Source organism: Bifidobacterium sp. (genome assembly GCF_022647885.1).
GTDB lineage: Bacteria > Actinomycetota > Actinomycetes > Actinomycetales > Bifidobacteriaceae > Bombiscardovia.
Genome location: NZ_JALCLM010000001.1, coordinates 1,598,670 through 1,611,796, shown reverse-complemented (window position 1 = coordinate 1,611,796; position 13,127 = coordinate 1,598,670). Strand labels below are relative to the sequence as shown.

Annotated in this window: 11 protein-coding genes and 1 tRNA gene; 10 read left to right on the top strand and 2 right to left on the bottom strand. The window is 49.2% G+C overall.

The features are described from left to right. The first annotated feature begins 30 nt into the window (after positions 1-30). The 9 genes from mfd to LKI20_RS06840 all read left to right on the top strand — a co-directional run bounded on the left by mfd (position 31) and on the right by LKI20_RS06840 (position 9,723). Positions 31-3,549: a transcription-repair coupling factor gene (gene mfd, locus LKI20_RS06880; RefSeq protein ID WP_291773429.1), complete on the top strand. Its 3,519-nt coding sequence runs from the start codon at positions 31-33 to the stop codon at positions 3,547-3,549. Between the two features lie 236 nt (positions 3,550-3,785). Next, positions 3,786-5,081, top strand: a complete 1,296-nt coding sequence (eno, locus tag LKI20_RS06875) for a phosphopyruvate hydratase (RefSeq protein ID WP_291772003.1) — start codon at positions 3,786-3,788, stop codon at positions 5,079-5,081. Positions 5,082-5,175: 94 nt separating this feature from the next. Further along, a complete protein-coding gene (locus tag LKI20_RS06870; protein WP_291773427.1) occupies positions 5,176-5,742 on the top strand; it encodes an FtsB family cell division protein in 567 nt (188 codons plus the stop codon). 51 nt (positions 5,743-5,793) lie between these two features. Then, the gene (locus tag LKI20_RS06865) at positions 5,794-6,357 is read left to right on the top strand and encodes a DUF501 domain-containing protein (RefSeq protein WP_291772000.1); all 564 of its coding nucleotides are present in this window, start codon (positions 5,794-5,796) and stop codon (positions 6,355-6,357) included. Positions 6,358-6,500: 143 nt separating this feature from the next. Continuing rightward, positions 6,501-7,511: a Ppx/GppA phosphatase family protein gene (locus LKI20_RS06860; protein WP_291771997.1), complete on the top strand. Its 1,011-nt coding sequence runs from the start codon at positions 6,501-6,503 to the stop codon at positions 7,509-7,511. Positions 7,512-7,540: 29 nt separating this feature from the next. Beyond that, positions 7,541-7,621: transfer RNA gene (locus LKI20_RS06855), tRNA-Leu, on the top strand. A gap of 423 nt (positions 7,622-8,044) precedes the next feature. Then, positions 8,045-8,626, top strand: coding sequence for a cadmium transporter (locus tag LKI20_RS06850; protein ID WP_291771994.1), 582 nt, complete (start codon positions 8,045-8,047; stop codon positions 8,624-8,626). Positions 8,627-8,722: 96 nt separating this feature from the next. Further along, on the top strand, positions 8,723-9,130 hold the full coding sequence (locus LKI20_RS06845) for an FKBP-type peptidyl-prolyl cis-trans isomerase (RefSeq protein WP_291771991.1): 408 nt from the start codon (positions 8,723-8,725) through the stop codon (positions 9,128-9,130). Between the two features lie 113 nt (positions 9,131-9,243). Beyond that, positions 9,244-9,723 carry a GreA/GreB family elongation factor gene (locus tag LKI20_RS06840; protein WP_291771988.1) on the top strand — a complete coding sequence of 160 codons (480 nt, stop codon included), beginning with the start codon at positions 9,244-9,246 and terminating at the stop codon, positions 9,721-9,723. A 189-nt stretch (positions 9,724-9,912) separates the two neighbouring features. Here the strand turns inward: LKI20_RS06840 and trhA are convergent, their stop codons facing one another. After that, positions 9,913-10,827, bottom strand: a complete 915-nt coding sequence (trhA, locus tag LKI20_RS06835) for a PAQR family membrane homeostasis protein TrhA (protein ID WP_291771985.1) — start codon at positions 10,825-10,827, stop codon at positions 9,913-9,915. Positions 10,828-10,957: 130 nt separating this feature from the next. On the opposite strand from trhA, the gene LKI20_RS06830 reads away from it, so the two are divergent. Then, the gene (locus LKI20_RS06830) at positions 10,958-12,451 is read left to right on the top strand and encodes a sensor histidine kinase (protein ID WP_291771982.1); all 1,494 of its coding nucleotides are present in this window, start codon (positions 10,958-10,960) and stop codon (positions 12,449-12,451) included. A 269-nt stretch (positions 12,452-12,720) separates the two neighbouring features. On the opposite strand, the gene LKI20_RS06825 is transcribed toward LKI20_RS06830, so the two are convergent. Further along, positions 12,721-12,999 (bottom strand): WhiB family transcriptional regulator, encoded by a 279-nt coding sequence (locus LKI20_RS06825; protein ID WP_033495370.1) that lies wholly within the window; start codon positions 12,997-12,999, stop codon positions 12,721-12,723. Between the last annotated feature and the right edge of the window lie 128 nt (positions 13,000-13,127).

Genomic DNA, 13,127 nt, shown 5'->3' with positions numbered 1-13,127 from the left:
GCCCGTGAGTTGGGCTCTCAGACCGCAGGAATGAACTCGTTGCATGAATTCTTAGCGCTGCTTGATGCTGATCACAGTTTCCACGACCTGCATTATGGCAATGTGGAGTTGCCAGATTCTGACACTGACCCGAGCCTAACGGTGGCTGCATCACTAGGTGTACGATCCGCTCTTGCTGCTGCGGTTGCAGAGCGTAAGCCGGTTGTTGTGGTGGTACCTTCTGGACGTGAAGCACAGGATATGGCTGAGGCATTACGCTCCTGGTACGGCTCGGAGTCTAATGATGTTGCGGTTCTTGAAGCATGGGAAACCTTACCTCATGAGCGGCTTTCACCTCGAGCCGATACCGTTGCCTCACGCATGGCTGTTTTCCGACGCTTAGCACATCCTGAGGGCAACGACGGCATGTTTGGGCCTATCAGAATTCTGGTAATGCCAGTTCGCTCACTGATACAGCCCGTGGTTGCGGGACTAGGCGATGTGCAGCCTTTGGTGTTTCGCATAGGCGAAGATCTTGGCCTTGATAATGCGGTCGAGCGTCTAGTGCAGAATGCATACACCCGTGTCGATTTAGTTATGGATCGCGGCGAATTTGCAGTCCGTGGAGGCATCCTCGATGTCTTCCCTCCAACTGCTCCACATCCACTGCGTATTGAATACTTTGGCGACGAAGTTGATGCGATTCATGAGTTCAATGCTTCAGACCAGCGTACATATGGTGACAACATTCGCAGTGTGTGGGCAACAGCATGCAGGGAAATGCAGTTAGACGAACGCGTTCGAGTGCGTGCCAAGGAGCTTATTGGCCAGATTCCGAATGCGGATGACATGCTCGAATCTATATCGCAAGCCATAGCAGTTGAGGGTATGGAATCTTTGCTGCCTGCGTTGGTGGATCACTTAGATGCAGTGCCTGACTTATTGCCTAAGAATTCAGTGGTGATGCTTTCCGATCCTGAACGCTTACGCAGAGCTGCAGAAGACTTGTCAAAAACAGCGAATGAGTTTTTAGCAGCAAGCTGGCATATCGCTGCCTCAGGGCATAGCTCAGGAGCACCGATAAGTTTCGATCAAGCGAGTTTTTTGGATATTGATGAAGTTATCTCATCAATCGCTTTCTCCCAGAGGGAGTTGTGGAAACTCACTGACTTCAGTGTAGATAGCTCACGTCCTGGTCATATTCAGATTGACGCGCATCAACCCGAAGAATTCAGAGGCGTTGAGGAACGAGCAAGTTCTGGCATTAGAGGTCTTATAGATGCCGGGATTACGGTAACTATTACATCGGCCGCACAAGGCACATTGAACAGACTTACACGTGTGATCCATGAGACAGGTATTACTGATTTTCGTGCTGTCCGTTCATTTGCTCTTGACGGTTTTATTGATGAGCGGGCAAAGTTCGCACTGTTGACTGAACGAGATCTCACTGGCCATACCAGCGCATCTCAAGTAACGAAAACGCCTAAACGTCGTCGTAAAGCTATCGATTTAATGGAGCTTAAACCTGGCGACTATGTGGTGCATGAGCAACACGGTATAGGCCGTTTTGTACAGATGCGTCAACGCACGGTCGGGAAGGGTGCTCAACAAGCGCAGCGTGAGTATTTAGTCATCGAGTATGCCCCTAGTAAGCGTGGGGCACCCGCAGACAAGCTCTTCATACCCACGGACCAGCTAGATTTGGTCAGTAAATATATTGGCGCTGAGGTTCCTAAACTCAATAAATTGGGCGGAGGTGACTGGGCTGCGACCAAAGCGAAAGCTCGTAAACACGTACGGCAGATTGCAGAAGATTTGGTCAAGTTGTATTCGGCAAGACAGCGTACAGAAGGTTTCTCCTTCAGCCCCGATACACCTTGGCAAAAAGAGCTGGAGGATGCTTTCCCATACCAGGAGACTCCCGATCAACTTACCACCATCGACGAGGTCAAACATGACATGGAACGCCCCATGCCAATGGATCGTTTGATATGCGGCGATGTTGGTTTCGGAAAAACCGAGATTGCTTTGCGCGCTGCGTTCAAGGCTGTCCAAGACTCCAAACAAGTGGTGATTCTGGTGCCGACCACATTGTTGGTTCAGCAGCATTTCGAGACCTTCACCGAACGATTTGAAGGTTTTCCGGTGCGTATCGCGGCCTTAAGCAGATTCCAGACAGCCAAGGAAATATCTGCCACCATTGAGGCCTTGGCCGACGGCGGTGTTGACATTGTCATCGGTACTCATAAGCTACTTAATCCGAAAATCAAGTTCAAAGATCTCGGTCTGGTAATTATTGATGAGGAACAGCGTTTCGGAGTAGAGCATAAGGAAACGTTAAAAGCGTTACGCACAAATGTGGATGTACTCAGCCTGTCTGCAACACCAATTCCTAGAACCTTGGAGATGGCCGTCACCGGTATCCGTGAAATGTCGACTCTGGCAACACCTCCTGAAGATCGTTTACCAGTGCTGACCTATGTTGGTGCGTATGAAGATGCACAGGTTACTGCTGCGCTCCGCAGAGAGCTGCTCAGAGGTGGCCAGGTTTTCTACGTACACAACAGAGTTGAAGATATTGCTAGGACGGCGGCAAAAATATCCGAGTTGGTGCCTGAAGCCAAAGTGGGAATCGCTAATGGAAAAATGGGGGAGAAGCAGCTTGATGCGGTAATCCGTGATTTCTGGCGTCGGGATATCAATGTGCTAGTGTGCACCACGATTATTGAGACCGGCCTTGATATTTCTAATGCCAATACTCTTATTGTTGATCATGCAGATCGTTTCGGACTTAGTCAGTTGCATCAGTTGCGTGGACGAGTTGGCCGCGGACGGGAGCGTGCTTATGCATACTTCCTCTATGACCCCAGCAAAACGATGACCCAAACTGCGCACGATCGTTTGGCGACGATTGCACAGAACAGTTCCTTAGGTTCTGGTTTTGATGTCGCGATGAAGGATTTGGAGCTGCGCGGTACTGGAAATCTTCTCGGAGACGAACAGTCAGGGCATATCGAAGGTGTGGGTTTTGACCTATATATCCGTATGGTTTCCCAAGCAGTAGCGCATGTCAAAGAGCCAGACAAACAGGAAGAGCAATCGGTCAGCATTGATTTGCCAATAGAAGCTTCTATTCCGGTGTATTACATTGATTCCGACAAGCTGCGTCTGGAGGCCTATCAAAAGCTTGCGGCAGCTCATAGTGAGCATGATTTAGACGAACTTCGTGATGAACTTAGCGACCGCTACGGCAAACTTCCCTCTGAGCTTGATGTTTTGTTCGACATAGCAAGACTCCGCGAGAAAGCTAAAGCTCTTGGTATCACTGAAATCATTGCTCAGGGACGTAACGTACGCGTAGCACGTATCGATCCGCCTGAATCCGTGATGATGAGATTGCAGCGTATCTATTCTGGGTGCCAATACCGTCCAGTTACACACACTCTGCTGGTCCCTGCTCCATTTGCAGGTTCTCTGGGTTCCTCAGCGATGGATTCACAAGCAGTGATGTCTTGGGTAGATCAGTTGCTTGAGGATTTGGCTTGGAGCGCGAGGCCCAGAAGCTAACGATTAACTATCCATAAGTTGAGTATAGAGATAGCTGCTTCATCAGCATTTTTTTGAAGCTTTGAAATAATTTTGCTGCCCTTATGGAGTCGGTATCTGCGTTGACTCCATATTTTCCAATAGCTTAGGATGCCTGTGAGCGTTCACAGAGATAAGGCGCACTGGCCTCGCTATCGTCCAACAAACGCACTAGTCTTAATAACGACAGCACAACACACATGTCTTAAGGAGAAGTTGTGGCAGCAATTGAAAGCGTTTATGCACGCGAAATTCTTGACTCCCGTGGCAACCCGACCGTTGAGGTAGTTCTTGAGACGGAGGATGGGGCCCAAGGCCTCGGACTCGTTCCTTCAGGAGCTTCCACCGGCGAGGCGGAAGCTTGGGAACGTCGTGACGGCGACAAGTCACGTTATCAGGGCAAGGGTGTCCTTGATGCAGTTAAGGCCGTGAACGAAATTATCGCACCAGCCGTTATCGGTCTGGATGCTACTGATCAGCGCGCACTCGATGAAACCATGATTGAGCTCGACGGCACCGCCAACAAGGGCAAGCTTGGAGCGAACGCCATTCTTGGTGTTTCCCTTGCAGCGATTTATGCCTCTGCTGAGTCGGCAGATCTGCCTCTCTACCGTTACTTGGGTGGCACTAATGGGCACATCTTGCCTGTACCGAACATGAATATCATGAACGGTGGCGCACACGCTGATTCCAACGTAGACATTCAGGAATTCATGGTGTCCCCGTATGGCTTCGACAGCTACAAGGAAGCTCTGCGCGCTGGCGTAGAGGTTTATCACACCCTCAAGGGCGTCGTTAAAGAACGCGGTCTGAGCACTGGCCTTGGCGATGAGGGTGGTTTTGCACCAAACCTCGATTCCAACGCTGAAGCACTTGACCTCATTGTTGAGTCCATCGAGAAGGCTGGCTACAAGCCAGGTGAGCAGATTGGTCTCTCCCTTGATGTCGCTTCCTCTGAGTTCTACGACAAAGAGACTGGCAAGTACCTCTTCGAGGGCGAGCTGCGTGATGATGATTGGCTGCTGGACTATTACAAGGGTCTTGTAGAGAAGTATCCACTGGTTTCCATCGAAGATCCATTCCAGGAAGAGGATTGGACTGCATGGCAGAAGATTACTGCTGAACTCGGTGATCGCCTTCAGTTTGTTGGTGACGATCTGCTCGTGACTAACCCGAAGCGTCTGCAGAAGGGTATCGATCTCAAGGCCGCCAACTCCCTGCTGGTTAAGCTGAACCAAATCGGTACTGTAACTGAGACTCTTGATGCTATTGAGCTCGCAACAGCTAATGGCTTCACCTCAATGGTTTCCCACCGTTCAGGCGAAACTCCTGACACCACGATCTCTGATCTTGCTGTTGCAAAGAACACTCGACAGATCAAGACCGGTGCACCAGCTCGTGGTGAGCGTATCGCTAAGTACAACCGTCTTCTTGAGATTGAAGAAGAGCTTGGCTCAGCTGCTCAGTACGCCGGATACAGCGCTTTCAAGGCCTGCAAGAAGTACGTCAAGTAGTTTCTAAGCTTTCTCGGTGATGTCGGTTCCGCCGGTGTCGCTGTGAGCATACCCGTCACACGTCGAGTCGAGTGTGGCGGGTATTTTCGTGAGCATGGCCTCCAAAACTGCACCACACGGAGAGAAGAACTCTCAGACACGTCATTCCAGAACATCTCGAGAGCGCGGCACCGCAGGGCCAATTTCATTTTTTATCGCGATGATTATCGTGATTCTGGCATCCATAGAGTTAGTTTCCACTTTTCATACCTATGCGCTGAATCTTTCTCAACTCAATAGTTTGCGCAAGCAAGAAGCTTCACTTATTGCGCAAAAGCAGGAACTGGAAAATAACATCAACCGCTGGAACGACAACGCGTATGTCACCGCGCAGGCTCGAGATCGTTTAGGATTTGTATTCGCTGGTGAACAGGCTATTCGGGTGTTACACCCCGAGGCAGTGACAGGAACGACCAGCACTGAGAGTAATGGCAGTTCAGACAACAGTACTAGTGAAGATAAGCCCTGGTACGAGGAAATGGCGTCGGCTTTTGAGAAGGCTGACAAAGGTAGCAGTAAGCACACTAGCAAAAACAGCACTAAGAGCGATAGCACTAGTAAGAGTGAAACTACCAGTACTGATAGTGGCAGCACTGATAGCAATACTGACAACAATGAGTAGACGATTGCTGCATACCGTTCAGTGTGATGCATGTAGCGGAACGAGGTTTGGATGAAAGTCGAGGAGCTTTTGGATTCTGTTTTGAAGAATCCGGCAACACCCGAAGACGTTGATACTGTCACTAAACAGTTGGGTAGATATCCGCGAGGAATTGTTGCAGTGGGTGCACGCTGCATTTGTGGCAATCCATTAGCGGTAATTACTAGGCCGATGTTGGAAGGCGGCGTGCCGTTTCCAACTACCTGTTACTTGACCAGCCCAGAAGCTGTAAAAGCTGTGTCTCATGTTGAGGCAGAAGGTGGAATGCGGATATTTAATGATTCGCTCGCTGAGGATGCGAATCTTGCTGAGCAGTATCAACGAGCTCACGAGTCGTATTTGAGCTTCCGACACGCCTTAGCTCAACGTCTAGGGGATGATGAAAGTCATATCGAGGGTACCAGCGCAGGAGGGATGCCAGTAAGAGTGAAATGCCTACATGCTTTACTCGCTCAGAGTTTGGTCATGGGCAAAGGCATTAACCCAATAGGCGATCAGGTGTTGACACAAATTGAGGATGAGTTTTCACCGAAAGTCTGTCGTTGCGCGCTATACAATGACCGAAGCAATAACTAAATTCCGGTCACAGTAGCAGCTGTAGAAGCATATCGTTCAATGCTGATCTTGCTAAGCGATATGCCTGAGCGTTGTGATGATTGGGATAGTAGCCAAGCAGAGTCTGGGGCATATGAGCTTTGCAAGGATAAGGGAGTTGATATATGGATTCAGTGACTGTCGCTGGTATTGATTGCGGTACCAACTCAATCCGTCTCATGGTGGCGGAGGTTGATGACGAGGGTTTGCATCCAGTCGTCCCAAGGATGCTGAGAGTAATCAGGCTCGGACAGGATGTAGATAAAACGCATCAATTTTCACGAGATGCACTTGAGAGAGCGTACACGGCCTGTCGTGAGTTTGCTCAGGTGTTACAGCAGCATGATGTCGATAAGTTACGTTTCGTAGCAACCTCAGCCACGAGAGATGCAGCAAATCGACGGGAATTCGAAGATCAAGTCGAAGCAATCCTAGGGGTTCGGCCAGAGGTGATTCCAGGCGCCCAGGAAGCAGAGTTGAGCTTTCTTGGTGCCACGAGCATGTTGTCACCGCTGCACAATCCACAGCCGCCATATCTGGTAGTTGATCTTGGGGGAGGTTCCACCGAGCTGGTATTGGGAGGTGACGGAGTGAGCACGGCTGAAAATGCTGTCACTTCGGCCTTCTCCATGAATATTGGTTCAGTCAGAATGACAGAGCGTCACCTTCAAGATGATCCGCCAAGCGAAACTCAAATTGACGAGGCCGTAGCTGATATCAACAAGCACATTGATGAAGCATTCACGCATATTGATGTTGCTTCAACCTCAACAATTATCGGTGTTTCAGGAACTGTAACCACTATGAGCGCACTAGCACTGGGATTGGATACCTACAATCGTGATCAGGTTGATGGAGCTCGCATAGATTTTTCACAGGTTATTGCGGCAAATAATCGCGTGCTGCACATGAGTAAGTCAGAACGTGCCGAGATACATGTTATCCACCCTGGAAGAATTGATGTGGTTGGAGCAGGTGCTTTGGTTTGGAGTGAAGTCCTTCGGCGTGTCAGCGAAGCTGCGGCTACGCAAGGTACCTCTCTTGGCTCGTATATAGCCAGTGAGCACGGTTTATTAGATGGAATTGTGCTCGATTGTGGGCGTCGTCTTCTTAAAAGCCAAACAAACGTGGCATAATACTCAAGGCGGCTGTTTACGGTCGCTGTGCCCCCGTGGCGAAATGGTAGACGCTGTGGACTTAAAATCCGCCGCCGCAAGGCATGTGGGTTCGATTCCCACCGGGGGCACTTGTTGTTACACGCCGTAATGCGGATCGTTATCGAAGATGCAAGATGATGTAGACGTATCTGTGAGTGTTATGAGCAGTAATCGTTAATTATCAGGGTTGAGCTTTGGCTCCGTGAGATGTGCAATCCTGACTTGGATCGGCGTGTCTAGAAAATTCTTAGGATGATATATACGGCAAGAAGTCTTTGATGAAGATGAGATGCTGTAAAAGGTTAAAAAACGCTTGGTATAACATGTATGACAACTTGTGCAGTGAGAGTCTCAAAGCCTTTTGGGCGGTAGTCTCATTGCCCTAACATGTTCACTGTAGTATTCGACTGTGGATTGGTCGCATCGGCGGCTATGTGGTGCCGGCGGCCTACAAATTGGCACGCTTGCTGTGCATGTTCTTAGATCTACGTAGAAACGGAAAGAAGAGCTATATGGCGGGGCAGTCAGGTAATACGTCCAAATCACTTGAATCATCGGGTGCAAAGCAGTGGCTTGATATGCCTACACAAGCAGTTATAGCTGCGGGTGTGATGTGCGTTTTAGAGATTATCTGTGCACCACTGTATTTGGCCATGGCGCCGCAGCATAGTATTGCGTTGATTCCATGGGCAGCTGTTGCTTGCCTACTTGCCGTAGGCTTCACCTATACAGTGGGATTTGCATTGCTGTGGATTGCTGATGTGTTGGGAAGTCGTGTATCGGAGAAACTCAGCCCACTAGTTTTTGGTGCGGTAGGTCTAGTTGGATTCCTCATTTGGGGTTATTTCGTTGTTCCTTCAGTATTTGATTCATTGGTAACTCCTTTGGGCGGAGAGGCCCTGGCAGCTTCGAATCTGTGGGCCGTGGCGTTTAATTGTGCTGTTATCGGTTTTGTAGCATTCGCTTTGGGGCGCTTCCTTAGCCCACGGGCTTCGAAGCGCGTACCGCTCTTAATTACGGTGACTGTAATCACTGTTGTGCTTGCGGCGCTGGGGATTTTCTATCTCAGCGCAATGTACTCACAGCTGTACTAAAGTGACGGAAGCGAAAAGCAATTAGCCCTTGGAAATTGTATTGTTTAGCAAAAAACGCTAACGTAGACACTCATATGCGACGAAGAAGGAGAAACCATGGCAGATAACAGCATGCCAACAGTGAATGCTGAATTCGGTGCGCAACCGACCATCGAATTTGATGGGGATGCACCCACAGGGCTTAAAGTTGTGGAGCTCGTAGAAGGCAATGGACCGGTGGTGCGCAAAGGCGATACTGTCACTGTGAATTATCACGGTGTAACTTGGGGCTCCCAAGAGGTTTTTGATTCCAGTTTTCAAAGGCATCAGCCTGCGAGCTTCGGTATTGGTGTCGGACAGGTTATTAAAGGTTGGGATCAAACTGTCCCAGGGCACAATGTTGGTTCGCGCTTAGTAGTTTCCATTCCACCTGAGTACGGCTATGGCTCGCAGGGAGTGCCTCAAGCAGGAATAGGCGGCGACGATACCTTGGTATTCGTCATAGATATTGTCTCAACGCGTTAACTCATCTTTCAACCGAACGCACAGCGCCGGTGAATCCGGCGCTTTTTCTATTCGGCGTCCGGGTCCACAACAGGTATAAACTATCACCTCAACGGATAGTTCAAGGAGGAATCATGGCAGAGGAAAAGACTATTCTGCTGACGCAGGAAGCATACGACAAGCTTAAGCAGGAACTTGCCAAGCGTGAAGGTGAGATTCGTCAAGAGATCACTGAACGTATTGCAGCTGCCAGAGCTGAAGGTGATCTTAGCGAGAACGGTGGCTATCAAGCCGCGCGCGAAGAGCAGAGCAAAAACGAAGGGCGTATTAACGAGCTTATCGTTAAGCTTCGTAACACCAAAATACTGAAAGCTCCTAAGGCAGGGACTGTAGGTAATGGTTCTATCGTTGAACTTGATCTTGCTGGAAACAAGATGACCTATGTTCTCGGCTCCCGAGATATTGCTGTTGCTACAGATTACGACGTCATCAGTCCAGAATCACCTATTGGTGCAGCAATTATTGGCGGTAAGACTGGCGATAAAGTTTCCTATAAAGCACCAAGTGGCAAAGAAATCTCCGTCGAGATTCTGGATGCTAAACCACTCAAGTAGTGTGCCTTCCTGCTTGCGCGATGACTGTTCGCGTTTAGGTAGATGAGATGAGTTCACCGTTTGTTACCGAACTCACGGGCTCACGAAGGTATAACAGGTAGCAAGTCGTAGCTGTAGATTGTCTTAAGCACAACAACGATACCAATCTATCGTCTACGGCTTGCCTTTGATGACATTAAGCAATGACGCTTATCGGATGCTACAAACCACCAAGAATATTGCCACCATGTGGCATGCATAACCTGCAACGGTTCCACAATGAAATATTTCGTGAAAACCAAAAACCTTTGGCCAAGGGTTTGGCCTGCGTAGAGCGTAAACGATTGCGCCTGCTATATAACAAATACCACCGGCCACAATTAACCAAACAACTGCCGGCCCCGCGCTAGGCGATTGCCAGAAGAGGCCGAGGAATCCTACCCCTGAGACGCCAAAAACGATGTACACCACGGTATACAGCCAGCGCGGGGCATTAATCCATATGACATGGACTAGTAGCGCTACAGCAGTGCAAGACCAAAGACCGATAATGATTACATGCTGCCAAAAATGGTTGAGTGCGAAGGCTGCAGGGGTGTAGGTGCCTGCAATGAGCAGAAAGATATTGACGTGGTCAATGCGTCTGAGAATATCGGTGACTTTTGGCGACCAATCGCCTAAATGATAGAGAGCGGAATTTCCAAAGAGGATAAGCGAACAGGTCATGAAAACTGCACAAGCCCATTTCAACGACGTGCTCGGGCTTAGACAGATCAGCACAATTCCTGATGCAAGAGCAAGGGGAGTAGTAACAGCATGAATCCAACCGCGTAGCAATGGCTTCGGGCGGCCGTGGACATCTAGCCTCAGGTGTGGTTGAAGTCCGGACGAGGACTCAGCGGCCTCAATCTTTGCAGCCTTTGCATCGGCTTTGTCGAGTATACGTTGTGCTTTTGCTCTAGCTCGCTCTCTTAGTATTTCGCCTCTGCTGGTGCCCTTTTCAGCGTTGAGTGAGCTTTGTGTACGGCTGTCTGAGCTTGCGCTGTGTTGTGAATTGCCGTGTTGAGAACCGCTAGGTGATGAGAACTCAGAGCTTGGTTGAGGTGCTGACTGCTTTGCACTCATATTCGCTGCCTTTCAAATCAAAGCTACGGTAACGTAACCTACGATACCGTAGCTTACATGATGTGTGAAGTCTTGTCTTGTGAGTGTCGATAATTCACAGAGCCTATCCCGCGGCCTTATGATGGAGAGCATGGCCGATTTTACGCACATCCTTGCCACCCGTCCCGATTTTAATAATGAAGATCGAGAGTGGCTTCATCACCTCGTAGCTGATTGGCAGGTCATCGCGGATTTGAGTTTTGCAGACCTCTTGCTGGTCTTACAAACAGGGGATGGGCATTATGTAGTGGCTGAGCAATGTAGGCCTTCTACGGTGATGTCATTGCGCTCTGAAGACGTTGTGGGTACAAGAATTTCTCCGTCTCTTACTCAGGAATTCGATGCGGCTATGGAATCGGAGTTTATTTACCGGTCAAACACGCTGCGAACTCGAGGTCGGGCTGTGGTTTGTGATGTGTATGCACCAATCCACCATCGAGGTAAAACGCTCGGGCTTGTGGTCAGAGAAACAAATATGGCCACACGCGAATCGAATGGTCGTTATGAGTCAGAAAGTATCGATGCTGGCAAAGAACTGTTCGAGATGATTCCCCGTGGCCAATTTCCATATATTGATTCAGTGTTAAATCAACGGCATAACGCCAGAGTATCGGACGGCTTCATCATTCTGAGCGCTGAGGGTATTGTCCGTTATGCATCGCCGAATGCTATCAGCTGTTTCAGAAGACTCGGATCCATAGATACAATGCAGGGCAGATATCTCAGTGAAATCGGTACTTCATTGATTCGCGAGAACGATCCGGTTCCCGAATCTCTTCCATTAGTGCTCAGTGGAAAAGCAGCCATAGATTCAGAACTGGATGCGAGCCGTTCTGCGGTGTCAATACGTTCTCTACCACTCATTGATGATTCGGGCCGCATCGGCGCTGTGGTGTTGTGCAGAGATGTTACTGAGCTGCATCGGCGTGAGCAGGAGCTCCAAACAAAAGATGCCACTATTTCCGAGATTCACCACCGAGTGAAGAATAATCTTCAAGCGGTTTCGGCGTTGCTCAGACTGCAAGCGAGACGTACCAAACTTCCGGAAGTGCGAAAAGAATTGGAAGAGGCACAGAGGCGTGTGCAGACCATCGCTGTAGTGCATGAGGGGCTGAGTCAGACAGCTGATGAAGTTGTTGACTTCGATAAGGTAATTTCGAGTTTGTTGAAAATGAGCGTAGATCTTGCCACAACTCAGGATCAGCACATTAGTATCTCATTCATGGGTAAGTTTGGCATGATGCCAGCGCAAGATGCGACGCCGCTGTCGTTGGTACTTACCGAGTTAGTTACCAATGCTGTTGAACATGGTTTTGAGGGTCGAGAGCAGGGTAAGATCATCATCTCCGTGGGGCGGGGAGGAAATAACCTCAGCGTTGTGGTTGAGGATGATGGTAATGGATACAGCTCAGAATCTGCTGGCGGTTTGGCTCGCACAAGTGGATCTGGATTAGGTACGCAAATCATCAATACCTTTGTTACTAATGATTTCGGTGGATCAGTCCGCTGGGAGCCTAGGCGTGAAGGTGGTACCAGAGTTGTGCTCAACATGAAGCTTCGTGCTGCTCAAGAATCCACAATCTAATCGACCAAGATATTGTCGATTGTGACGCTACAACGTGCAGAATGTCGATTGTGTAGTGTTTTTTCAGTAGACGGTGACTATCAACCTTGCAAAATGGCCGTTTTCTGCCGATTGATATCGAGCTTTTCCTAAAAATTACTACACAACAGTAAGCAGCCTGTCATATTGGTCCTCATGGTGCGGGATATATAAGCTTTGAGACGTGAAAAGGGGCTGTAAATCACCGTATGAATGATTTACAGCCCCAGGCAATACTTGAGTTATATGTTTCAGGCTTGCATCTGCATTGCTTGCGAGCGGCGAGCCCTCATAGCCCTACGCTTGAGAGCACGACGCTCATCCTCGCTCAGACCTCCCCAAACACCGTAATCCTGATTGGTATCAAGTGCACACTTTAAGCACGCATCTATGACTTTGCAGGTACGGCATACAGCTTTAGCTTCTTCAATCTGCTGATAAGCAGCTCCGGTGTTTCCAACCGGGAAGAAAAGCTCTGGATCTTTATCGCGGCATGCTGCCTTGGCGCGCCAATCAAAAGCACTACTCATTGTCGCCTTCTTTCGCTTCTATACCCGGCAAATCCGAGTCCTTACATAGGAAAGCACGAAAATGGCAACTTTTCAAGACCTCAGAAACTCTTGACTTGGTACATTCACACTGGATACTAGCGGAGAGG

Bases quoted from the DNA above. Each gene is read 5' to 3' on its own strand.
- mfd (WP_291773429.1), top strand. From the start codon at position 31: ATGAACTCGTTGCATGAATTCTTAGCGCTGCTTGATGCTGATCACAGT.
- LKI20_RS06870 (WP_291773427.1), top strand. From the start codon at position 5,176: ATGGCCTCCAAAACTGCACCACACGGAGAGAAGAACTCTCAGACACGT.
- LKI20_RS06865 (WP_291772000.1), top strand. From the start codon at position 5,794: ATGAAAGTCGAGGAGCTTTTGGATTCTGTTTTGAAGAATCCGGCAACA.
- LKI20_RS06860 (WP_291771997.1), top strand. From the start codon at position 6,501: ATGGATTCAGTGACTGTCGCTGGTATTGATTGCGGTACCAACTCAATC.
- LKI20_RS06850 (WP_291771994.1), top strand. From the start codon at position 8,045: ATGGCGGGGCAGTCAGGTAATACGTCCAAATCACTTGAATCATCGGGT.
- LKI20_RS06845 (WP_291771991.1), top strand. From the start codon at position 8,723: ATGGCAGATAACAGCATGCCAACAGTGAATGCTGAATTCGGTGCGCAA.
- LKI20_RS06840 (WP_291771988.1), top strand. From the start codon at position 9,244: ATGGCAGAGGAAAAGACTATTCTGCTGACGCAGGAAGCATACGACAAG.
- trhA (WP_291771985.1), bottom strand. From the start codon at position 10,827: ATGAGTGCAAAGCAGTCAGCACCTCAACCAAGCTCTGAGTTCTCATCA.
- LKI20_RS06830 (WP_291771982.1), top strand. From the start codon at position 10,958: ATGGCCGATTTTACGCACATCCTTGCCACCCGTCCCGATTTTAATAAT.
- LKI20_RS06825 (WP_033495370.1), bottom strand. From the start codon at position 12,999: ATGAGTAGTGCTTTTGATTGGCGCGCCAAGGCAGCATGCCGCGATAAA.